17 protein-coding genes are annotated in these 21438 nt (G+C 66.3%); 11 read left to right on the top strand and 6 right to left on the bottom strand.

What is annotated here, in order from left to right:
- Positions 1-111: 111 nt before the first annotated feature.
- From QQS52_RS01650 to QQS52_RS01640, 3 genes are all read right to left on the bottom strand, one after another.
- The gene (locus tag QQS52_RS01650) at positions 112-2178 is read right to left on the bottom strand and encodes a fructose-specific PTS transporter subunit EIIC (RefSeq protein WP_472772293.1); all 2067 of its coding nucleotides are present in this window, start codon (positions 2176-2178) and stop codon (positions 112-114) included.
- A gap of 513 nt (positions 2179-2691) precedes the next feature.
- Entirely contained in the window at positions 2692-4074 is a 1383-nt protein-coding gene (locus QQS52_RS01645; protein WP_472772292.1) for a hypothetical protein, read from the bottom strand.
- Between the two features lie 431 nt (positions 4075-4505).
- Positions 4506-5714 carry a hypothetical protein gene (locus QQS52_RS01640; protein WP_472772291.1) on the bottom strand — a complete coding sequence of 403 codons (1209 nt, stop codon included), beginning with the start codon at positions 5712-5714 and terminating at the stop codon, positions 4506-4508.
- Positions 5715-6100: 386 nt separating this feature from the next.
- On the opposite strand from QQS52_RS01640, the gene QQS52_RS01635 reads away from it, so the two are divergent.
- Positions 6101-6313: a hypothetical protein gene (locus tag QQS52_RS01635; protein WP_472772290.1), complete on the top strand. Its 213-nt coding sequence runs from the start codon at positions 6101-6103 to the stop codon at positions 6311-6313.
- Between the two features lie 501 nt (positions 6314-6814).
- Here QQS52_RS01635 and QQS52_RS01630 read toward each other — a convergent pair.
- Together QQS52_RS01630 and QQS52_RS01625 are read right to left on the bottom strand one after the other, a co-directional pair.
- Entirely contained in the window at positions 6815-7534 is a 720-nt protein-coding gene (locus tag QQS52_RS01630) for a TIGR03089 family protein (RefSeq protein ID WP_472772289.1), read from the bottom strand.
- Positions 7535-7626: 92 nt separating this feature from the next.
- Complete coding sequence (locus tag QQS52_RS01625; protein ID WP_472772288.1) at positions 7627-9270, bottom strand: LCP family protein; 1644 nt, start codon at positions 9268-9270, stop codon at positions 7627-7629.
- Between the two features lie 240 nt (positions 9271-9510).
- Between QQS52_RS01625 and QQS52_RS01620 the strand changes: the two genes are divergently transcribed.
- From QQS52_RS01620 to QQS52_RS01610, 3 genes are all read left to right on the top strand, one after another.
- The gene (locus QQS52_RS01620) at positions 9511-10404 is read left to right on the top strand and encodes a glycosyltransferase family 2 protein (RefSeq protein ID WP_472772287.1); all 894 of its coding nucleotides are present in this window, start codon (positions 9511-9513) and stop codon (positions 10402-10404) included.
- 172 nt (positions 10405-10576) lie between these two features.
- A complete protein-coding gene (gene manB, locus QQS52_RS01615; protein WP_472772537.1) occupies positions 10577-11683 on the top strand; it encodes a mannose-1-phosphate guanylyltransferase in 1107 nt (368 codons plus the stop codon).
- A gap of 596 nt (positions 11684-12279) precedes the next feature.
- Positions 12280-12528: a WhiB family transcriptional regulator gene (locus tag QQS52_RS01610; RefSeq protein ID WP_210400090.1), complete on the top strand. Its 249-nt coding sequence runs from the start codon at positions 12280-12282 to the stop codon at positions 12526-12528.
- A gap of 104 nt (positions 12529-12632) precedes the next feature.
- On the opposite strand, the gene QQS52_RS01605 is transcribed toward QQS52_RS01610, so the two are convergent.
- Entirely contained in the window at positions 12633-13100 is a 468-nt protein-coding gene (locus tag QQS52_RS01605) for a metallopeptidase family protein (protein ID WP_472772286.1), read from the bottom strand.
- A 94-nt stretch (positions 13101-13194) separates the two neighbouring features.
- Between QQS52_RS01605 and QQS52_RS01600 the strand changes: the two genes are divergently transcribed.
- From QQS52_RS01600 to QQS52_RS01570, 7 genes are all read left to right on the top strand, one after another.
- The gene (locus tag QQS52_RS01600; RefSeq protein WP_083319157.1) at positions 13195-13647 is read left to right on the top strand and encodes a DUF3499 domain-containing protein; all 453 of its coding nucleotides are present in this window, start codon (positions 13195-13197) and stop codon (positions 13645-13647) included.
- 91 nt (positions 13648-13738) lie between these two features.
- Positions 13739-15106, top strand: a complete 1368-nt coding sequence (locus QQS52_RS01595) for a phosphomannomutase/phosphoglucomutase (protein ID WP_472772285.1) — start codon at positions 13739-13741, stop codon at positions 15104-15106.
- Positions 15107-15197: 91 nt separating this feature from the next.
- A complete protein-coding gene (locus QQS52_RS01590) occupies positions 15198-17288 on the top strand; it encodes a LamG-like jellyroll fold domain-containing protein (protein WP_472772284.1) in 2091 nt (696 codons plus the stop codon).
- A gap of 296 nt (positions 17289-17584) precedes the next feature.
- Positions 17585-19264: a nitrite/sulfite reductase gene (locus tag QQS52_RS01585; protein ID WP_472772283.1), complete on the top strand. Its 1680-nt coding sequence runs from the start codon at positions 17585-17587 to the stop codon at positions 19262-19264.
- Positions 19261-19524, top strand: coding sequence for a hypothetical protein (locus tag QQS52_RS01580; RefSeq protein WP_472772282.1), 264 nt, complete (start codon positions 19261-19263; stop codon positions 19522-19524). Before QQS52_RS01585 ends, QQS52_RS01580 begins: the two co-directional genes overlap by 4 nt.
- The gene (locus tag QQS52_RS01575; RefSeq protein WP_472772281.1) at positions 19517-20395 is read left to right on the top strand and encodes a sirohydrochlorin chelatase; all 879 of its coding nucleotides are present in this window, start codon (positions 19517-19519) and stop codon (positions 20393-20395) included. The genes QQS52_RS01580 and QQS52_RS01575 overlap by 8 nt, the downstream gene beginning before the upstream one ends.
- The gene (locus tag QQS52_RS01570; RefSeq protein ID WP_472772280.1) at positions 20396-21346 is read left to right on the top strand and encodes a sulfite exporter TauE/SafE family protein; all 951 of its coding nucleotides are present in this window, start codon (positions 20396-20398) and stop codon (positions 21344-21346) included.
- Positions 21347-21438 lie beyond the last annotated feature (92 nt).

The following is a 21438-nucleotide window of genomic DNA, read 5'->3' as shown; positions in this document are numbered from 1 at the left end:
CCCGACGGATGTCTGGCAGGGGCGGGCTCAGGAATGACAAAAGCGGCCGAGGGCTGGATGGTGGATCCGGTCCTCGGCCGCTTTTCTGCGCCCGGCAGGGTCGTGCGGTGGTTAGGTCACTGCCTCTTCGACGAGGGCGACGACGGCGCGGCGGTCCGCGGCGGCGTAGAGCTTATCGCGGAAGTCCTGCTTCATCAGGCTGCGGGCCAGCTTGGACAGTAGCTTGAGGTGCTGCTTGCCGGCATCGTCGGGCACGGCGATGAGGAAGACTAGGCGGGAGGGGTCTTCGTCCGCGGCCCAGGGGATGCCGGGCTCGTCCAGGCGGGCAAAGGCCAGGGTCGGGGCGGCCACGCCGGCCACGCGGGCGTGCGGGATGGCCACGGCGTTGCCCACGGAGGTCGAGTGCTTGGCCTCCCGGGCGACGGCGGCGTCCACTACGGCATCCGCGTCGGTGATGCGCCCGCTTGTGGCTGCGGCGGCGACGAGCTCACGGATGACGTCGTCGCGGCTGGAGACGGTATCCGGATCCAGCAGCACCACCGAAGGGTCGATGAGCGTGCTGGGAGTCGTGGCGGTCGCCGTGGCGCTCGGGGCGGCAGTGGCGGTACCCGCGGCGCCGGCCGGGACCGCGGCAGCCGTGGTGTCGGTGCCGGGCTGGGTGGCGGTGGCATCGGCGGTGTTGGCGGTGTCGGCGTCGGTGTTCTGTGCCTCTTCGGCGGCGGGGTTTTTCTTCTGGGTGAGGCCCACCAAGACCAGGATGAGGATGGTCGTGGCGGCCACGCCGGTAGCCATGGCGATGAAGAAGCCGACGACGTTGTCCACCGCCCCCAGCAGGGCGACGATGGGGCCGCCGTGCATGACGTGGTCGGCCGCGCCGAAGGCACCGGCCAGGGCGCCGGCGATGGCGCCGCCGACGACATTGGCCGGTATGACCTGCAGCGGGCGGGCCGCGGCTAGCGGGATGGCGCCTTCGGTGATACCGAAGAAGCCCATGAACAGTGCGGCGATGCCGGAGTCGCGCTCCGCCTTGGTAAACCAGGTGCGGCGGATAAGCGTGGCCAGCCCCACGGCCAGCGGCGGGACGGCGATGGCGGCCGCGGCCATGCCCATCGGCAGCGCGTTACCGGAGGCGATCATGCCGCCGCCGAAGAGGAAGGCGGTCTTGTTGAAGGGCCCGCCCATGTCGAAGGCCATCATGGCGCCGATGATGGCACCCAGCACCAGCACCGAGGCACCTTGCATGCCCGCGAGGTACTCGGTCAACGCGGCGAAGACGCTGGCAATCGGGGCGCCGATGAGCCAGATGAAGGCCAGACCCACGATGAGCGTGGTCAGGATCGGGATGACGATGATGGGCCAGATGGGCGCGATGAACTTGTGGACCGGGATCTTCCTAATTCCCAGGGCCACGTAGCCGGACAAGATACCGGTGACGATGCCGCCCAGGAAGCCGGCGCCGGCCTCCGAGCCGTAGAGAGAACCGGTGGTGGCGATAAAGCCCGTAATCAGGCCCGGAGCAAGCCCTGGCCGGTCTGCGATGCCGACGGCGATATAGCCGGAAAGCACCGGTACCATCAGGGAAAACGCTAGGGTGCCCAGCTCAGAGATGGTGAACCAGAAGGAATCCTCCGGGATGGCCAGGCCCTCCGGGGTGGGCGTGCCGCCGACCGACAGGGCCACAGCCAGCAGCAGACCGCCCGTGACCACGAACGGGATCATGTGGCTGACACCGTTCATCAGGGCCTTGTACATAGTCTGGCCCACGCCGGCGATGCCGGAGGATGAGGACGTGGCGCCTGCGTCCGGGCCGGGCTGGTCGGCCTGCTGCTTTTGCAGCTGGCGGTCGGTGAAGGTGTTGGCCTCCAGGGACTGTCGCAGCAGCTCCTTCGGGCGCTTGATGGCGTCGTCGACGCCGGCGGCCAGCAGGCGCTTGCCTACGAAGCGCTCCTTGTTGATGACGGTATCGGCGCCGATGAGGATGGCATCGGCAGCCTCAATATCAGCGGGGGTAAATGCACCCTCGACGCCGATGGAACCGTGCGTTTCGACCTGGAGATCGAAACCTAATTCTTGCGCGGCCGCGGTGAGGTTTTCGGCCGCCATATACGTGTGCGCGATGCCCGTGGGGCAGGCGGTGATCGCCAGGATGCGCGGCGGGTTCTTAGTGTTATCGGACATGGAACCAATTTTATGGCCCCAGGCGAGCCGGGCCAAGACAATTGGGAAGAAAACAAAAAGGCGCCGCCCAGTCTGCGACACCTCAGTGAGATGTCAGGCAGACCGGGCAGTGGGTCTAAATTAGCGTTGCGGGCCGGCTGAGTGACCTCGGGGAAAACGGCGGAGGACTAGCCACAGCAAGAAGCCCAGCAGCGGTAACCCGAACTGGACAAGGCACCAAAGAATAATCCGAACGCTAGGACTTCCTTGTCGTCTCTCCCAAAGGAAGACGACAACAGTAAGGACGATACAAATGAGGGGGATGACAATCCACAAAAGGTCATAAAGAATTGGGATCTCCATTAGCTATCTCGACCTTCAATTCAATCTTGTCCCAAAAAGAAAACTCCCTTGGTTGCGCTAGAAGGAATCACATTCCCAATGCGCTGCCAAGGGAGTTTATAGCATCACCGCTTTAGCCGATGAGCAGTTAGTCCCATGTAGTTCCTTCGGCCCGAAGGAACTTAGTGGTCTTTAGTACAGGCCGCTGTGCTTCTTGCCGAAGTCGTTGGTGCCAACCTTGCGGGAGTCAACGTTCTGGTCGTTGCCCTTGGAGTTGTCACCGTCTAGGCGGGAGGTCTGGGTAACGGTGATGTAGTTCTTCAGGCGGCCTTCCTTGGTGTCTCCGTCGCCGAAGTCCAAGAACGCCAGCTCCTGCTTGTCACCCTTGTTGATCGGGTTGGACAGGTTGACCTCGAAGGAGCGGGTGGAGGTCTTCTCATCGAAGCCCAGGTCGCGGATGTGGGCACCGTTGGTGGAGCGCGGGGTGATCAGGCGGTCAACGCCCTCCGGGCCCTCATCGGTCTTGACATCGACGCGGAACTGAACGGCCGGGAAATCACCGTAGTAGCGCTTGGAACCAACGTTCTCAGCGCCGACGGCGACGGTGCCGGCGAAGCCAGCGTGCTTAGCGCCGGAGGTCTTGATGAACGGCTTCAGGTCCAGCTCGGAGCCTTCCTCGGCGGCCTCGCCCTTGTCGACCTCTTCCTGCTTCTTCTTGTCAGCAGCCTCTTCCTTGTCGCCCTCAGCCTCGGAAGCAACCTCTTCCTCAACCGGCTTCTCGTTCTCGGCGATAACCTCGGCGTCAGCCTTCGGGTCCTTGTCTTCCTCAACAACCTTCGGGTCGTTGACGTCGGTGGTGTTCTGAGCGTCCTTGTTCGGAGCGAAGGAGTCAGCCAGGTCGTCGTACAGCTTGACGCGGACCTCGTTCTTGACCGGCTGCAGAGCGGACCAGAAGGTCGGGGTGGACCAGGTGCCGTTCGGCTTGCAGTACTGCTGGGTACCGGTCATGTTCAGGACGCGGAAGCCGTAGGTGGCCTCACCGGTGTGGTTCGGCGGAACGTCGTACGGGCCAATGGTCTGGCCAGCGTCCCAGGACAGGGAGTAGGAAGCGGAAGCACCGATCTTAGTGGCGATGGACTGGGAGATACCCACGGAGGACTCGCCGCCATCCTTGGAGTAGCCGCCACCCAGGTTCATGGAGGTGGTGGAGGTGCGGTCACCGTTGATCTCCACGTTGATGGACTGAGACTTGGACAGGTCCTGGCTGAGCGGGATGTCCTTCTTGGTCTGGTTGGTGGTGGAGATGGTGCCGGCCGGCATGAAGGTGTCGGTGGCCTTGTAGACTACGGTGCGGTGGTCTTCCCACGGGTTGCAGACCGGGCGCGGGTTCAGCACGTTGGCCTTCATGTGGTCGGAGCCGTGGGTGGTGTGGATGATCGGCAGCTTCGGGTTCAGCGCCGGGGTCTCCGGGTAGGACTCGGTCTGGGTAGCGGCACCGGCGACCGGGGCGGTCAGGGCGGTACCCGCAACGATGATGCCAGCGGTCAGGCCGGCGAAACGACGACGGATATTCATAAGGAAAATCTCCTGAAGTAGGGGATGGGTTTTGACAGTACGACACGCATTCCTCATGGCGTGATGCAATCCAACGTAAAGGCCGCTGCAAAGAACCGCAATAGTCAGATGTCTAGACAAAGTATTGTTTTTGAGGCTCGGACATCCGGCCCATCCTTTGTTGAGTTTTTTCTACAGATTTGCTGGCTACGGCGGGATAAATCATTATCCACTTAGGGCTAAAAAGTGTATACAACAAAAACTACGAGCAAGATCTGACACCTTTGGGTGGGGGTGAAATGGGGGGTGAAAAATCAGGAAATTCTCAGGCGCCGCCGGCCGGTAAACAGTGTTAAAAGCGTTATTGAGCTGGAGCTCGCCTGACGTAGGGAGAATGGATCTGGTTTTTGTTTACGCGTCAAGTTAACTAGAGGTTAACTGCATCACTCCGGTTAGGCTGGCCTCCATTGATGGGTGGGAAGTGATAAAAAATGTGCAATCATAGGGCTAGCTGGGCACTGGGACAGTTGTTTCGGGGTGTTTCGCCCGTCGCAGGCGGCAGGCTGCCGTGAGTTATGCGGCTTTACTGCCATGCGCGACCCTGTGCGGGTGGGGGACGGGGTTTGGGGGGCGGTGAAGTCGGCTGTGTGCCGCCTGCTTAAGCCACGTGCACGCTGGGACTGGTCTGGCCGGTGTCCAGGCTTGTCCGGCGCAGGATCTCCCGGGTGACGGTGGCGACCTGGCCACGGCCCAGGAAGGACGGTGCGCAGGGCGGCCTTGAGCGGGCCGTCGTCGGCCCACTCGAAGTAGACCTCCACCGGCTTGCCGGTGCGCCGCTGGATGTCCAGGGCGATAACGGCCACCGCGTTGGAGACCGAGGCGGCCTCGGCCACCAGGGCGCCGTCCACACCGCGCACGGTATAGGGCTCGGCGAAGGCGCTGGGATCGCGCACGGAAATCTCCAGCGCCACGATGTCCGCGGTGCCGGCCAGGTGGTGGGCGCGGCAAACGCGCTGCTTCTTAGTACTCAGGTCGGGGCAGGGGGCTGCCGGTATCAGCTGGATGCTGGGGCCCGGGACCTCGAGCAACTCTAGGGCGGCTGCGTCCCAGGAGGTACCGTTGTCACGCAGCTCGTAGGAGCGCACAGTGCGGGAGGCCAGCGAGCTCAAGACAATGGCCACGATGAAGAAGCCGGCCACGCGCAGGCCGTCGGGGCGCTCCACGAGGTTGGCGGCCAGGGTCAGCCCCAGAACCACCGCGATGGTGGCGAACCAGGCCTTGGCGCGCGCCGTGCAGGTAACCGCCACGGCGCCGGAGAAAATCACCACCAGCACGCCGGTGGTATAGGCCCCCGACTGCTTGTCCACGTCCGCGTCGAAGAGGTACGTAATGCCGATGGCGATAACGCTGAGCAACAGTACCATCGGCCGGGAGCGCTTGGCCCACTCCGGGGCCATGCCGAACCGCGGCAGGTACTTCGGGATCAAAGCGAGCAGGCCCGACATCGCCGACGCACCGGCGAACCACAGGATGGTCGTGGTGACGTATCCATAGAACTGCCCGAAGGAGGCCCCGAGGTAGTGCTCGGCCAGCCAGGCCAGCGCCCGCCCGTCGGCGCTGCCGCCGGCGCCGAACTGGTCGGCGGGGATCAGCGTGGTCACCAGCAGGGAGGAGGCCAGCAGGTAGAAGGCTCATAATCACCGCGCTGGTGGTCACCAGCCGGCGGGCCCGCCTGATGCGCTGCGGCAGGGACTGCGAGCGGATAAGCGGCATGACGGACACGCCCGTCTCAAAACCGAACAGCCCCAGGGCGAGCTTCGGAAAGACAATCAGGCATAGCACGGCCATGCCCACCGGGTGCGCGTGCTGGGCGTGGAGGGTAGCGGCCCAGTCGCCCAGGAGGGCCGGGTGGGTGGCCAGCTGCCACAGGCCGGCGGACACTACCACCAGGGTTAGCGAGAGGTAGGTGACGACCAGGGCCACGGCCACACCGACGGCCTCACGGAAGCCGACCAGGAAGACCAGGGCCAGGACGCACACCAGCGCGATGGTCACGGGAAGCTGGTGCGGGCTGTCGGCGGCGCCGAGCAGGTGTGCGGAGGCATCGGAGGCCGATAGCGTGATGGTGACCATGAAGTCCGTGGCGGCAAACCCCAGCAGCACCAGCACAAGCAGCTTGCCCCACCAGCCGTGGGTGAGGGCCTCCATCATCGCGATAGATCCCAGCCCGTGCGGCGAGCGCGCCGCCACGCGCCGGTAGACCGGCACCGCACCGGCCAGGGTGACGACCACGAGGATGAGGGTCGCGGCCGGGGCGAGTGCGCCGGCGGCCAGCACCGCAATGCCGGGCTGGTATCCCAGCGTGGAGAAATAGTCCACTCCGGACAGGCACATCACCTGCCACCACGGGTAGGTGCGCTCAGGAATAGGTTGCGAGGAAAAATTGTCCCTCCGCACTGGCTTGTGCGGGCGGGGAAGATGCATTGCTATGAGAAGGAAATATACGCTGTGCGCCGGAGAATAAAAGCCCGTGCCGGTGGTATATATCACTGCTTTGCAAGCGGGAGTTCGCTGCCTGAGGGCTGAAGGCATGAAGTTGCCCCTCTGCCTGCTCGGGGGGGGTGATAGGCAGAGGGGCAACGGGTGCGAGGTGGGGCGGCCGGAACGCTCGGGGGGTGATGTTCCGGCGCCACGCTGCCTCGCGATTACGATACTAACGTAGGTCGGCAAAGAATGCACGCCCAAAGTAAAAACTATTTTGTTATCGCAGCTCAGTGGCCTTTTCGTTGGCCCGGATTTCCTCTAAACGGTGGTCATCTGCTAGGCCCGAGACCACTACCGCGGACCCGCCCAGTGCCAACGGCTCCAAGACGTTCGCGCGGAAGCTGGCCCAATCGTGCCAGCCGGTGCTTAGCACACGGGGGCCGCCGTGGCCGCTGTGAGCCTCGCCGGCGTGGCCCGCGGGGCTGTCAGGGTTGGCTGCGGCCGCGTCAGTTAGCACGAGCTCGGACAGGGGAGTGGTCGGCTCGAAGTACTGGTCGCCGTAGAAACGCACCGTGGGGCCGAAGTCGATGGCGCCCAGCGGCAGCGTGCCGCCGGATTCGACCACGCCGCGGCCGAAAGGATCCTCGGTGACCAGGACGACGTCGCGGCCCGGGTAATCCTCGAAGCGCTCCGGGCTGGTGAAGACCACCTGCGCGGTCTCGGAGCCGGCGCTAGCGCTGGTGGACAGCTGGACGTCGATGTCGCGGGCCAAGGCGCCCAGGCAGATGACGGCGGCCTGCCAGCTGACCGGCAGGTTCACGGCGATGGTGTCGCCGGGTTCCAAGTCTAGCTCCTCGGCCAGCATATTGGCGATCTTCGCCACCCAGTTCTGCAGGGTCTGGGCGGAAAAGTCGAGGCGGGCGCCGGTGGCCTCCGTGTAGACGGTAATGCGCGGGGCGGCCGGATCCTGGTCCAGCAAAGCTTTGAGGAAATCCATGGCACCCCATGGTAGGCAAAAGCCGCCCGCCACGGCGCTGGGGCGGTGGCAGGCGGCGGTGCCGGCTGTGCGTCGGCGATGTGGTTGTGTGGCTAGTTCACGCAGCGCGGGCCGTTGCCGCCGGCGTCGATCTCCGGGGAGACCTCGGCGGTGCCGAAATCGCCGCCCGGGGTGCCGACGGGGGCATCGGCGTTCGCGTCGGCCTCGCCGGCCGGGCCCTGGGCCTCCTCATCGGAGGGGCCGGAGTACTCGTCGGCGGTGACCACGATGAGGGTGGAATCATCCAAGCTCTCGTTGACGGTGATGGGCAGGCCGCCGAGCTTCTCCGCCAGGGCCTTGGCCTTCTCATCATTGGCATCGGCGGCGACCACCTGGGACTCGGCGTAGACCCCCGGCTGCGCGTTCGCGGTGCGCGCCACGGTGTAGCCCTCGCCCTCCAGGAAGGAGCCCACGCCGCCGGCCAGGCCGGATACCGAGCCGGCATTAAGGACGTGGACCTCGACGCCGTCGACGTGGGCAGGGGTATCGCCGGCGTCCGCGGCGTCGCCGGAGTCCTTGGTCGGGGCCTCTTCCTTGCCCTTTTCCTCCTGGCTGCGCGCCAGATCGTCCATGAACTTGTGGACCTCGGCCACGTCGATGGTGACAATCGACTCGCCGTAGTCGCCCGTGCCGTCCACGGAAGTGACCGGGATGGTGTTGAAGGTGACGTTGCCGCCGGCCAGATCGGCCAGCTGCGTGGCGAAGCTCATCACGTCCCAGTTTTCATCGATGACGACGGAGCGCTCCACCGCCTCGGAAATCTTGCCCAGCTTGGACGGGTTGGTCAGGGTGCCGGCGTCCAGCAGCTTGTTGACCAGGGAGGCCATGAAGGCCTGCTGGCGGGTGATCCGGTCCAGGTCGCCGCGGGGCAGGCCGTAGCGCTGGCGGACAAAGGCCAGGGCGTCGGCCCCGTGCAGGGTCTGCTCGCCGGCGGGGAACTTGGCGCCGGACATCTCATCATCGACCGGCTCGTTCAGGCAGACGTCCACGCCGCCGACGGCCTCGGTCAGCAGGACGAAGCCCAGCAGGCCGATCTCCGCGTAGTGATCGATCTCGATGCCGGTGAGATCCCGGACCTCCTCTAGCAGGGCGGCGCGGCCGGCCTCGATGCCCTTTTGCTCGATCTCCTTGGCGTCGTGCGGGGCGGACTTGCCGGCGGCCTCGGCCTCGTCGTTTTCGGCCTGCAGCTGGTCCGTCATCGCACCCTTGTGTGCGGCGTAGACGCCGTTGATCTTCATGTTGCCGTGCTCGTCGTCGGAGATATAAGTATCGCGCGGGATGGACACGGCGGAGGCTCGCGAGCCGTCGTTGGGCACGCGGATGACCATGATGGTGTCGGTGTTTTCTTCGCCCTCGTCGACGCCGGCGTGGAGCTTTTCCAGCTCCTCGTCGCTCAAGCGGTTGCCGTGGGCGTCCGAGCGCGAATCGGAGCCGACCAGCAGGATGTCGACGGCGCCGTCCGCGGCGTCCTTATCCTTAAAGCCGCCCCCGCCGCCGAGCTGCAGGTTGGACACCGAAGACAGGTCCCCGCCCAGGCGGCCAATGGTGGCATAACCGATGCCGCTGATAACCAGCACTACCACCGACAGGATGGTCAGCACGGTCTTCAGCGCTGTGGACCCGGTCTGGGCGGTCTGCGGACCGCGCGTGGGGGCGGGCTGAATATCGCGCACGGGACGGGCGGGTTCTTTGTTCACAAGTTCGACTTCCGTTGGACTGCTGGTAGCGAGGGGTACTGGAACTGGGAAATGATAGCACTCAGTTTAGGCGAGAGCGGGTAAATCCCCGAAAGCCGGCCGCGCCTTCAGCGCCCTTTACGCTTTCTTGCCGGCGTTGTGGCGGGGCCGAAGCTTCCCAGGCCTGGCGGTCGGAGCTGGGCGCGCCGGGTCGTGTCGCGTGCGAGCTGGCCAGGCGGGGTCGGTAGTGTGGAAGCCATTGTGACTACTCAGAACCAAACCCCGCTGGCCGTGGTGACTGTGACGTACTCGCCCGGCGCTTTCCTGGCGGACTTCCTGGATTCGCTGGCCGGGGCCTGCCGCCGGCCCACCCACGTCGTGTTGGCTGACAACGGCTCCACCGACGGTGTGCCGGAGGCGGCCGCGCGCGAGCGCGACGACGTCGACTTCGTGCCGACCAGCGGCAACCTGGGCTACGGCGGCGGCATGAACGCCGGCGTCAAGGCGCTGGAGAAGCTGCGTGCGGCCGGTGAGATCGACCCGGACTGGGTGCTGCTGTCCAACCCGGACGTGGCCTTTTCGCCCGGCTCCCTCGATGCCCTCCTAGCCTGTGCCCGGGCCTGGGACCGGGTGGGGGCGGTGGGACCGCGCATCGTTGAGCCAGACGGCAGCAACTACCCCTCGGCGCGCGCGGTGCCGGACCTGCTGACCGGGGTTGGCCACGCGGTCTTTTCCGATATCTGGCCGTCCAACCCGTGGTCGGCGCGCTACCGGGCGGGCGAGGACATGGCCCGCCAGCGCGAGGCCGGCTGGCTGTCCGGTTCCTGCCTCCTAGTCAGCTGGGAGGCCTTCGCAGCCGTCGGCGGCTTCGACGAGCGCTACTTCATGTACCTGGAGGACGTGGACCTGGGCGACCGCCTGGCGCGCGCCGGCTACCGTAACGTCTTCTGCCCGGAGGCGGTCATCACGCACGCCCAGGGGCATTCCACCAAGGCGCACTCGGCGGCCATGCTGCGCGCTCATCACGACTCCGCTTATCGCTTCCAGGCGGACCGGCATCCAGCGGCGTGGCAAGCGCCCCTGCGCTGGCTGCTGCGGGCGGGGCTGCGCCTGCGCGCCGGGCTGGCTGTGGCGAAAGGTACAGACAAAGTTTAGCGCCCGCCTTTATCGGCGTTGTGCCTGCTAGGTCGTGGTCACACCCCAGAGAGCGGTGTCGGCGGCCGAGAAAAATGGCGGTGGCACGCGCGTGGCGAGGCGCGGCGGCTGGGGCCCGGGCTCTACAATCGGGCGAGAATATTATTAACTAAACCAAAGAAAGATGGATTCTATGGCCGACCACGAGACTGCCGCAGCAGACAATCTGGGCGCGGTTACTGATGCCGTGATCCTCGTCGGTGGACGCGGCACCCGCCTGCGCCCCTTGACCATCGGCACGCCCAAGCCCATGCTGTCGACGGCCAACTATCCCTTCCTGCAGCACCTGCTGGCGCGCATCCAGGCCGCCGGCATCACCCACGTCATCATGTCGACCTCCTACAAGGCCGAGGTCTTCGAGGAATACTTCGGCGACGGTTCTGAGCTGGGCCTGGAGATCGAATACGTCGTCGAGGAAGAAGCCCTGGGCACCGGCGGCGGCATCCGCAACGTCTACGACCACCTGCGGCACGACACCGCCATGGTCTTCAACGGCGACGTGCTCTCCGGCATGGATCTCAACTCCATTCTGGAAACCCATCATTCCAAGGGAGCGGATCTGACCATGCACCTGCTCAAGGTCGCCGACCCGCGCGCCTTCGGCTGCGTGCCCACCGACGCCGACGACCAGGTCACCGCCTTCCTGGAAAAGACTGAGGATCCGCCCACCAACCAGATCAACGCTGGCTGCTACGTTTTCGACAAGGAGCTTATCGCCACCATCCCAGCCGGCCGTGTGGTCTCCGTCGAGCGCGAGACCTTCCCGCAGGTCCTCGAGGCTGGACGCAAGGTCATTGGGCATGTGGACAACTCCTACTGGCGCGACATGGGCCGCCCGGAGGACTTCGTGCGCGGTTCCTCCGACCTGGTCCGCGGGATCGCGCCGTCGCCGCTGCTGGCAGGCCGCACCGGCGAGGCCATCGTGGATGATTCCGCCGGCGTGGCTGGGGGAGCGCTCCTTTTGTCCGGCACCTCCGTGGGCCGCGGCTCCGAGGTTGGCGCCGGCTCCCGCCTAGACGGCACCGTGGTCTTCGACGGCGTGACCATCGAACCGGGCGCAGTGATTACGAACTCCATCATCGCCTCCGGCGCGCACATCGGCGCCAACACGCACATCGACGGCTGCGTCATCGGCGAGGGCGCCCAGATTGGCGCCCGCTGCGAGCTGGAAGGCGGCATGCGCATCTTCCCGGGCGTTGTCATCCCGGACCGCGGCGTCCGTTTCTCCTCCGACGCCTAAACCTGCCTGGCGGGCCACCGGCTGGTGGCCCGCTTCGTGCTGCCGATGCCACCTGCTTCCACCCCGCAGCCCCCATCACCGCGGTCGCCTCGGACTGCCGATGCCACCTGCGCTGGCGGCGCTCCCTGTATTGTCTGGGCCGCCCAGGCGGCTAGGTTGCCGGGCTGCCCGGGCCGGTTGGGCGAGCTGAGCAGCCAGGACTGCCTCGTCCGTGGCCGCCAGGATCAAAACCTGGCAAAAGGGTAGCGACACGCCGGGGATTCCTGTGAATTGTGAACAGGGATCGGGGTGGCCCCTATATGTAGTACCCCCGCCATCTCCCCCGGGGAAGTCCCGTCTGTGATCTGTGTGAAGAATGTGAATAGTGACGTGGGGTTTCGGGATCTTTTCGCTAATTTAGCTCCCGATGGGTTGACGATATTTAGTGATACAGTGTGAAATAACAACAGTGTAAGAAACCACTTGGCGCGGCCCCCCGGGCTGGCTAAGGCTGACTGAACTGACTGAACTTTTAACTACTGCAAACTACGGAGGAAGGACGAGGCGTGAAAGACATGGCTAACGGCGCCATTCCCCGTGGCGGTGCTGCTGCAGAGATGTCCATCGACGAGCTTTTCGGGGCGGTCGAGCAAGAATGGCAAGACCAGGCGCTGTGCGCGCAAACCGATCCGGAGGCATTCTTCCCGGAAAAGGGAGGCTCCACTCGGGAAGCGAAGCGAATCTGCCAGGCCTGCGCCGTACGGGATGAATGCTTGGAATACGCGCTCGAACACGACGAGCGCTTTGGCATCTGGGGTGGCCTCTCCGACCGCGAACGCCGCCGCCTGAAGCGAGAAATCAGCTAACTAACCTGGCCTGTCCGTCGCGGGTAGCTGCCCGCTCCCAGCCTGCCGGGCTGGGATTTTTGAGATTTTGGGGCGCTTTTTAGGCCGGTGCGCGCCCGTGCCGGCTACCAGCTAAACCGCGGGTCGATGTCCTGCGGGCTGAGGTTCAAGTAGTTGGCCACCAGGGGGGTCAGCACGGTGGACAGGAGTTCGCTGCGCTCCTCGCGGGTAGCGCAGCGGGCCTCGATGGGCATGCGGAAAATCACCAGCCGCGAGCGCGTCGGCCGGCCCTTGGCATCCACGCCGGCCGGCACGATCCGCCCCAGGGGTACGGGTCCGTCCGCGACGATTTCGTCGGGCAGCACCGTCATGTCGGCGCGGAGGCGCATCCGCGGGACGGTATCGACGGCCAGGTCCAGGGTGGTCAGCTGGTCGGCGAAGGCGTTCTGGATGGGTGCGTAGGCCTCCAGCACGGCCATGTCGAAGCTCTGGGCGCGCGTGCGGAAGCGCGGCGTCTGCTGCGGTAACAGTGGGCCGCGCTGGCCGCGGCCGTGGCGGTCGCGGCGGACGGAAAGCGGCGGGGTAGCGGGCATGAGGCTTACTCTAGGATGCCGCGCGGCGGATTTTTTCGGGGCGCGCCGGTAGGGGACTGTCTAAATGACTACTTGAGGTCTAGACTGTGTGGCTGTGACTGAATTTCGACGTTGTTCCCGCCCCGGCTGCGGCCGTGAAGCCGTGGCTACGTTGACTTACGCCTACGCCGAGCAGACCGCCGTGGTCGGCCCGCTCGTGGAAGAAGAAGACCCACACTCCTGGGATCTGTGCGCCGAGCACGCCGAGCGCATCACCGCCCCGCAGGGCTGGGAGATGCTGCGCGTCGACCAGGTAGACATCGAGGACGACGACGATCTCCTGGCCCTAGCCGAGGCCGTCCGCGAGGGCGGGCGCGTGACCACCGGGCTGGTCGAAGGCGGCGAGCCCGGCTCCGGCGCGGATCCCATCGACTACGCGCCCACCTTCGACGGCGCCGATCCGGCCCGCTCCAACCACCCGGTCTTCCGCACCCGCCGCGTGGCCACCGCCAAGCAGCAGCGCCGCGCCCACCTGTCCGTGGTCCCAGACCCGGGCAGCAATAGCTAGCCTCCCGTTGCCTGTGAGTTAGCTACCAGTAACCCATGGGGAGCCCGGCCCGTGACTCAACCGCCGCGGCGGCGGACTAGACTGGGTATTTATGCGAGACCGTGAAAAGCTGGACCAAGTAATCAAGGCCTATGACGTGCGCGGCGTGGTGGGCGAGGACATCGACGTCGACTTCGTGCGCGAGGTCGGTGCGGCGTTTGCGGCATTGATGCGCTCCGAGAGTGAGCACGTCGTCGCCATCGGCCACGACATGCGCCCGTCTTCCCCCGAGCTGGCCGCCGCCTTCGGCGAGGGCGTCAACGCCCAGGGCCTCAACGTGGTCATGCTGGGGCTGACCTCCACCGACGAGCTCTATTTCGCCTCCGGCGACCTGGACTGCGCCGGCGCGATGTTTACCGCTTCCCACAACCCGGCCAAGTACAACGGCATCAAGCTCTGCCGCGCCGGCGCGAAGCCGGTGGGCGAGGCCACGGGCTTGGCCGACATCAAGGACATGCTGGCCGCCGGCGTGCCCGACTTCGACGGCGAGCCGGGCGCGGCCACTGCCCGCGAGGTCCTGGACGACTACGCGGCCTACCTCAACAAGCTCGTCGACCTGTCCGCCACCCGTCCCCTTGTCGTCGCTGTCGATGCCGCCAACGGCATGGGCGGCCACACCGTCCCCGCCGTCCTGGAGGGGCTGAACCTGGACATCCGCCCGCTCTATTTCGAGCTGGACGGCACCTTCCCCAACCACGAGGCCAACCCGCTGGATCCGAAGAACCTGGTGGACCTACAGGCCTTCGTCAAGGACCAAGGCGCGGACATCGGCCTGGCCTTCGACGGCGACGCCGACCGCTGCTTCGTCGTGGACGAGCTGGGCCAGCCGGTCTCCCCGTCGGCCATCTGCGCGCTGGTCGCCGAGCGCTACCTGGACAAGTTCCCGGGCGCGACCATCATCCACAACCTGATCACCTCCCGCGCCGTGCCGGAGCTGGTCGAGGCCAACGGTGGCACTCCGGTGCGCACCCGCGTGGGCCACTCCTTCATCAAGGCCCAGATGGCCGAGCACGACGCCGTCTTCGGCGGCGAGCACTCCGCCCATTACTACTTCCAGGAGTTCTGGAACGCCGACTCCGGCATGCTGGCCGCCATGCACGTGCTGGCCGCCCTGGGCGCTAGCGACAAGCCGCTCAGTGAGCTCATGGCCGACTACCTTAAGTACGAGGCCTCCGGCGAAATCAACTCCACCGTCGACGACCAGGACGCCGCCACCCAGGCCGTGCTGGCCGGCATGGCCGACAAGATCGCCGGCGTCGATCGCCTGGACGGCGTGACCGTGGATCTCAAGGGCACCCCGGCCTGGTTCAACGTGCGCGCCTCCAACACGGAGCCGCTGCTGCGCCTGAACGTGGAGGCACCGAGCAAGGACGAGGTAGACGGCATCGTCCAGGACGTCTTAAGCTTCATCCGTGCATAAGCTCCTGTTCACGCGGGTGTCCCCAGCCGTTTACTAGGCGGTTTTAATATTCATCGCGTATTGAATCGTTCTAGTAAAAGGAAAGGCCGTCATGCCGAACCGTCGTTTCACCGCCACCGTGGTTTCTACCGCGGTGGCTTCTTCTTTGGTCGTCATCGCCCCTGCTACCGCCGCCGAGGATGCCGGCTCCCGGTTCACCCTGGGCGTCATCCCGGACACCCAGTTCTACTCCCGCTATTCCACCCCGGAGACCGGCAACCTGGCCAGCGAGCGCTACGGCAGCGAGCCCTACCAGTCCCAGATGGAGTGGCTGGCCGACAACCAGGACGCGCTCAACATGGAATTCGCCACCCACCTGGGCGACGTGGTCGACCAGGCCGACGTTGCCGGCGAGTGGGACGTCGCCGACAAGGCCATGCGTGTGTTGGACGACTCCGATCTGAACTACTCCATCCTGCCCGGCAACCACGACATGGCCGACGATGACCCGTTTGGCACCCACTTCCCGGCCTCCCGCGCCGCCGGCAACGACACCTTCGGCGAGCGCCACGAGGTGCCCAACCAGGAGTCCGAATACCACATCTTCGAGGCCGAGGGCCAGCAGTACCTGGTCCTGGCGCTGGCCTGGCGTGCTAACGATGTCACCCTGGACTGGGCCCAAGGCGTCATCGACGCCCACCCCGACCTGCCGGTCATCCTGACCACCCACGAGGCGCTCAACATCGACGGCCAGGGCCAGGTCTTCTACTCCGACGATTACGGCCAGGGCCTGTGGGACAAGTTCATCCGCAAAAACGACCAGATCTTTTTGACCATGGGCGGCCACCACCACGGCGCCGGCTACCGCGTGGACACCAACGACGCCGGCCACGAGGTCGTCTCCATCCTGCAGGACTACCAGATGGCCTACCAGGGCGGTAACGGCCTGCTAGGTGTGTTGGAATTCGACCTGTCCGGCAACGAGCTGGAGATGGCCGCGCTGTCGCCGTGGGTGGCCAAGAAGCCGCACGAGGAGCTGACCCAGTTCGACAAGCTCATCCTGGAAGGGGAGGGCGATAGCTACCGCGTCCCGCTGAACTTCAAGGAGCGCTTCGCCGGCTTCGCCCCCGAGTGGGAGGCCGGCGAAGGCCAGGAAGGCGACCTGGCCGGCAAGGCCAAGGAGATCGTCGCCGAGGGCTACAAGCCCTATGAAATCACCGACGACGAGCTGCCCATTGATGATCAGGACTACGTTAAGGCTGAGGACACCGTCTTCCACTGGCGCCCGGGCCAGACCACCTTGGACGGCAAGCAGCTGGCTGAGGGCGAGGCCGCTGGCCGCGGTGCGATCATCCCGGACATCCACGGCGACGGCGATCTCACCCGCGAGTCCGGCCTGGCCGACCGCGTTACCTACAGCACCGAGCGCCACCCGCTGTCCGCTGACACCGGCTCCCTCTACTGGTCCGACCCGGCCGGCAAGCCCGCCGTGGCCTGGTTCAAGTCCGCCCCCGATGCCGCCATCAACAACGTCGACACCTCCCGCGGCTACACCTTCGAGTCCTTCGTGAAGCTACCGGCCGACTTCGACGGCGAGAAGCACGGCTGGGGCAACGCAATCGCGCGCGATTCCTCCATCGCCGACCTGGTCGACGGCTCCACCGACACCGACCCGACCGTCATGATGGGCGTGTCCAACCTGCGCGAGCTGCGCTGGTGGGCCGAGCCGGAGGAGGGCAGCGGCAGCACCGTCTGGTCCCACGAGGTGCCCACCGACGAGTGGATGCATGTCTCCGTCGTCAACGACCCGGACCGCGACACCGTCGAGATGTTCATCAACGGCGCTCCCATCCTACGCAACGCCGCCGGCGCGCAGGGCCTGCTGCCGCGCGAGCTGCGCTGGGTCATGGGCGCGGGCATGGACAACAAGCGCCCACAGGATCCGTGGTACGGCTGGATCGGGGAGACCCGTCTGGTCAACAGCGTCCTCGACGAGGAAGAGTGGCTGACCGCCCGCGCCCACAACGCCGGCGATGCCACCGATGCCGACTCCAGCAACGGCTCCGACTCCAGCTCTAGCTCCAGCAAGGCCGGCCCCATCGTCGCGATTATCGCCGCTCTGGCGGCGGGCATCGGCCTGGCATTCAACTGGCGGACCATCGCCGCCCAGCTGGACAAGTTCGGCATTCACCTGCCGCGCTAACCACCCACCCCGCGGCGTACCAAGCCGTCTAGACCAACCCGCCCCGGCGTTGATAAACCCAGCGCAGGGCGGGTTTTTGCTATTGTGGTCCGCGTAACTTTTGGCTAACCGAATTCAGGTGGCCCCGCCGTGCTAATTATTTTCTAGCCAAAGCACCTGCCAAACCCCAGCGCAAGGCATATATATCCACCGCCTCCATCTAAGACCGAGCGGTCTAGCTAGACCGTACCTGTTTGTTCGCTAGACTTTGGTCGCACAATTTTCCCGCCCCGCGCCACACGGAAAGGCACACGACTATGGCAACCGACGTCAAAGAGCGAAAGCGATCCGCCCGGCCGAAAAAGCCCGAGGGCCAATGGAAAATCGACGGCCAGGACCCCCTCAACAACGACGAGGTCATCAAGCAGGAAGACGGGGGCATGTCGGCGCGCCAGCGCGTCATCGACATCTATTCTAAACAAGGTTTCTCCTCCATTCCGGCCGACGACCTCGCCCCGCGCTTCAAGTGGCTCGGCCTCTACACGCAGCGCAAGCAGAACCTGGGCGGGGAGCTGACCAGCCAGCTCGACAACTCCGAGCTGCAGGACGAATATTTCATGATGCGCATCCGCTTCGACGGCGGCCGCGCCACCCCGCAGCAGCTGCGCGTCGTCGGCGAAATCTCCCGCGACTTCGCCCGCTCCACGGCGGACTTCACCGACCGGCAGAACATCCAGCTGCACTGGATTCGCATCGAGGATGTCCCCGAAATCTGGGACCGCCTCGACGCCGTCGGCCTGTCCACGCTCATGGGCTGCGGCGACGTCCCCCGCGTCATCCTCGGCTCGCCCGTCGCCGGCGTCGCGGCCGACGAAATCATCGACGCCACCCCCGCCATCGAGGAAATCGTCGACGACTACCTCCTCCGCGAGGAATTCCAGAACCTGCCCCGCAAGTTCAAGACCGCTATCTCCGGCAACGCGCGCCAGGACGTCACCCACGAAATCCAGGACGTCGCCTTCATCGGCACCAACCACCCGGACTACGGCCCGGGCTTCGACTGCTTCGTCGGCGGCGGCTTGTCCACCAACCCGATGCTCTCCCGCTCGCTCGGCGCCTTCGTGCCCCTGGAGCGCGTGCCGGAGGTCTGGGCCGGCGTGGTCGGCATCTTCCGCGACTACGGCTTCCGCCGCTTGCGCAACCGTGCGCGGCTGAAGTTCCTGGTGGCGCAGTGGGGCGTCGAGAAGTTCCGGCAGGTCCTCGAGGACGAGTACCTGGACGCCCCGCTAGCCGACGGCGTGCCCACACCCATCAACCCGGGCAGCCGCGACCACCTGGGCGTGCACCAGCAGCAGGACGGCAACTACTACGTCGGCGTCAAGCCCACCGTGGGGCACGCGACCGGCGAGCAGCTCATCGCCATCGCTGACGTCGCCGAGCGCTTCGGGCTGACCCGCATCCGCACCACGCCCATGAAGGAGCTGCTCTTCCTCGACGTGCCGGAGGACCAGGTCGCCGCGCTCAGCGATGCCCTCGACGCCACCGGCCTCTACTCCCACCCCTCCGAGTTCCGCCGCGGCGTCATCTCCTGCACCGGCCTGGAGTTCTGCAAGCTCGCGCACGTGACCACGAAGGCGCGCGCCATCCAGCTCGTCGACGAGCTCGAGGACGCCCTCGATGATCTCGACGTGCCGATTTCCATCGCGCTCAACGGCTGCCCGAATTCCTGCGCCCGCACGCAGGTCTCCGACATCGGCTTCAAGGGCCAGACCCTGACCGATAAGGACGGCAACCGCGTGGAGGGCTTCCAGGTCCACCTGGGCGGTGCGCTGGGCTTGGACCCAGACTTCGGGCGCAAGCTGCGCGGGCACAAGGTCTTAGCCGACGAGGTCACGGACTACGTCATCCGCCTGGTCACCAAGTTCAAGGAGCAGCGCACCGAGGGCGAACAGTTCCGCCAGTGGGTGCTGCGCGCTCCGGACGAGGACCTGCAATGAGATTTCGCCGCCAGCCCAACCCGAACCGCAACCACCCGACGTACTGCCCCTATTGCGCCGGCACGCAGCTCTTCCCGGACACCGAGGACGAGTTTGCCTGGAACTGCCAGGACTGCCGCCGGGTGTTTTCGGTGCGCTTCCACGGCCAGGACGACTCGCCGGTCGCCCCGTCGCCTGCGCCCTCGTCCCAGGAGGCGCTGCAGCAGTCGCTGCGCCGGCGTGGCCACTCCACGGCCCGGCAGGAGGCCAACGATGCCTAAGCGCGCTCTCATCACCCTCGCCCACGGTTCGCGCCGGGCGGGGGCGGCCGCCGGCATCGAGCGGCTTACCGCCGCGGCCGCGCGCCGAGCCGGGGTGTCTCTGTCCGCCGCCGCGCACCTGGAGTTCAACGATCCCGACCTAGCCGGTGCCGCCGCCGGCCTGCGCGACCGCGGGGCCGACGATGCCGTCGTCGTGCCGCTGCTGTTTACCCCCGGCTACCACCAGCGCGTGGACTACCCGGCCGTGCTCGCCGATGCCCAAGCAGCCACCGGCCTGCCCCTCAAGGCCGCCACCGGCCTCGGCACGGGCGCGGATCTCGCCGACGTGCTGGCCCCGCGCTGCCCGGCAAATGACCACGGCGTGCTCTACGCGGTGGGCTCTGCCGACTCGGAGGCGAACGCCGCCGTGACCGACCTGGCGGCTGAGCTAGGCTGGTCCACGCTCTTTGCCACGAAGGACTCCCCGGACGCCCCGCGCGGGGTGACCGGGCTGGAGCATCTAGCCCGCCAACACGCCGAGGAACAGGCTCAGCAGTACGCCCAGCAGCCCGTCCAGCACCTAGCCCGCCAGCAGGGCAGAAAGCACGCCCAGCAGCACACCCAGCACCACGCGCGCCTGCACGTGGTGCCGATGTTCGTCACCGACGGCCTCCTGCTCGACCGCCTGACCGCGGCCGTGCCGGAAATCGAGGCGGCGACGGGCGCGAGCGTGACCTGTCAACCACCGCTGGGCGCTGCGCTCGCGGGCATCGTCGCGGCGCGGTACGGTGCCGCGTATAAGCACGGCAAGCACGGCAAGTGCGACGGGCACGGTCAGCACTGGGAGCATGGCAAGCTGGCGGCACGGGAACTGTTGAAGGCGGGTGTCTAGATGACGGCATTGCTCTTGATTGCGGTGGGAGGTGCGGCTGCCCAGCTGGTCGATGGCGGTATCGGCATGGGCTTCGGCGTGACCTCGACGACCATCCTCATCTTCCTGGCCGGCCTCGGACCGGCGCAGGCCTCGGCCGTCGTGCATACCGCGGAACTGGGCACCACGTTGGTCTCCGGGATTAGCCACTGGCGTTTCGGCAATATCGACTGGAAGACCGTCGTGCGCCTGGCGGTGTCGGGGTCGATTGCGGCGTTTGCCGGCGCGACGGTGCTCTCCAGCCTATCGCTGGACGTTGCGGCGCCGATTACCTCGGCCATCCTCTTTGCCGTCGGCCTGAACTTGGTCTGGCGCTTTTCCCGCGGCCGGGTCACGCGTAAGCTCACCGAGACCCCGCATTCCACCCCGTTCCTGCTGGGGCTGGGCTCGGTCGGCGGCTTCGTCGATGCCACCGGCGGCGGTGGCTGGGGACCCGTCACGACGTCCACGCTGTTGTCGTTGGGCAAGCAGCAGCCGCGGCGGATCGTGGGCACGGTCAACACCGCGGAGTTTCTGGTCACCCTCGGCGCGACACTCGGCTTCGTGGTGGGTCTGTGGGACGACTTGGTCGCGAACGCGGCCGCCGTCGTGGCGCTGCTGGTCGGCGGTAGCTTGACCGCGCCGGTCGCGGCGTGGCTGATTAGCCGCCTCAACCCGATCCTGCTGGGCGGGTTCGTGGGCACCGCCATTGTGCTGCTGAATGTCGGCACCATCGTGGGTGGGGCGGAGAACGCCTTTGGCTTCACGATGCCCACCGCCCTCACCGTCGCCCTCTACCTGGCGTTGGCCGCCGGGGGAGTGGCCCTAACCCTGCGGGGGCGTAAACGCGCCCTCACCAACCGGCAGGCAGCGGCCGACCAGACCCCGGCCGTGGAGGCGACCGACCCTGTGCCGGCGCCTTCCAGCCGTTAGGCGCGCCCGGCAGGCACGCCGAGTAGGCGCTACGGAGTGGTTTCCGTGGCGCCTTTTCGCGTGTTGAGGCAGTCGTGGGGCTTGGCTGGCCT

It is taken from the genome of Corynebacterium sp. 1103A (assembly GCF_055700955.1).
The sequence above is the reverse complement of the archived record's forward strand: the minus strand, read 5'-3'. Positions and strand labels throughout refer to the sequence as shown.

What these genes read in the sequence shown, in the direction of transcription:
- QQS52_RS01650 (WP_472772293.1), bottom strand. Translation starts at nt 2,178, where the DNA reads ATGTCCGATAACACTAAGAACCCGCCGCGCATCCTGGCGATCACCGCC.
- QQS52_RS01645 (WP_472772292.1), bottom strand. Translation starts at nt 4,074, where the DNA reads ATGAATATCCGTCGTCGTTTCGCCGGCCTGACCGCTGGCATCATCGTT.
- QQS52_RS01635 (WP_472772290.1), top strand. Translation starts at nt 6,101, where the DNA reads ATGGTCACGGGAAGCTGGTGCGGGCTGTCGGCGGCGCCGAGCAGGTGT.
- QQS52_RS01630 (WP_472772289.1), bottom strand. Translation starts at nt 7,534, where the DNA reads ATGGATTTCCTCAAAGCTTTGCTGGACCAGGATCCGGCCGCCCCGCGC.
- manB (WP_472772537.1), top strand. Translation starts at nt 10,577, where the DNA reads ATGGCCGACCACGAGACTGCCGCAGCAGACAATCTGGGCGCGGTTACT.
- QQS52_RS01610 (WP_210400090.1), top strand. Translation starts at nt 12,280, where the DNA reads ATGTCCATCGACGAGCTTTTCGGGGCGGTCGAGCAAGAATGGCAAGAC.
- QQS52_RS01605 (WP_472772286.1), bottom strand. Translation starts at nt 13,100, where the DNA reads ATGCCCGCTACCCCGCCGCTTTCCGTCCGCCGCGACCGCCACGGCCGC.
- QQS52_RS01595 (WP_472772285.1), top strand. Translation starts at nt 13,739, where the DNA reads ATGCGAGACCGTGAAAAGCTGGACCAAGTAATCAAGGCCTATGACGTG.
- QQS52_RS01590 (WP_472772284.1), top strand. Translation starts at nt 15,198, where the DNA reads ATGCCGAACCGTCGTTTCACCGCCACCGTGGTTTCTACCGCGGTGGCT.
- QQS52_RS01585 (WP_472772283.1), top strand. Translation starts at nt 17,585, where the DNA reads ATGGCAACCGACGTCAAAGAGCGAAAGCGATCCGCCCGGCCGAAAAAG.
- QQS52_RS01580 (WP_472772282.1), top strand. Translation starts at nt 19,261, where the DNA reads ATGAGATTTCGCCGCCAGCCCAACCCGAACCGCAACCACCCGACGTAC.
- QQS52_RS01575 (WP_472772281.1), top strand. Translation starts at nt 19,517, where the DNA reads ATGCCTAAGCGCGCTCTCATCACCCTCGCCCACGGTTCGCGCCGGGCG.
- QQS52_RS01570 (WP_472772280.1), top strand. Translation starts at nt 20,396, where the DNA reads ATGACGGCATTGCTCTTGATTGCGGTGGGAGGTGCGGCTGCCCAGCTG.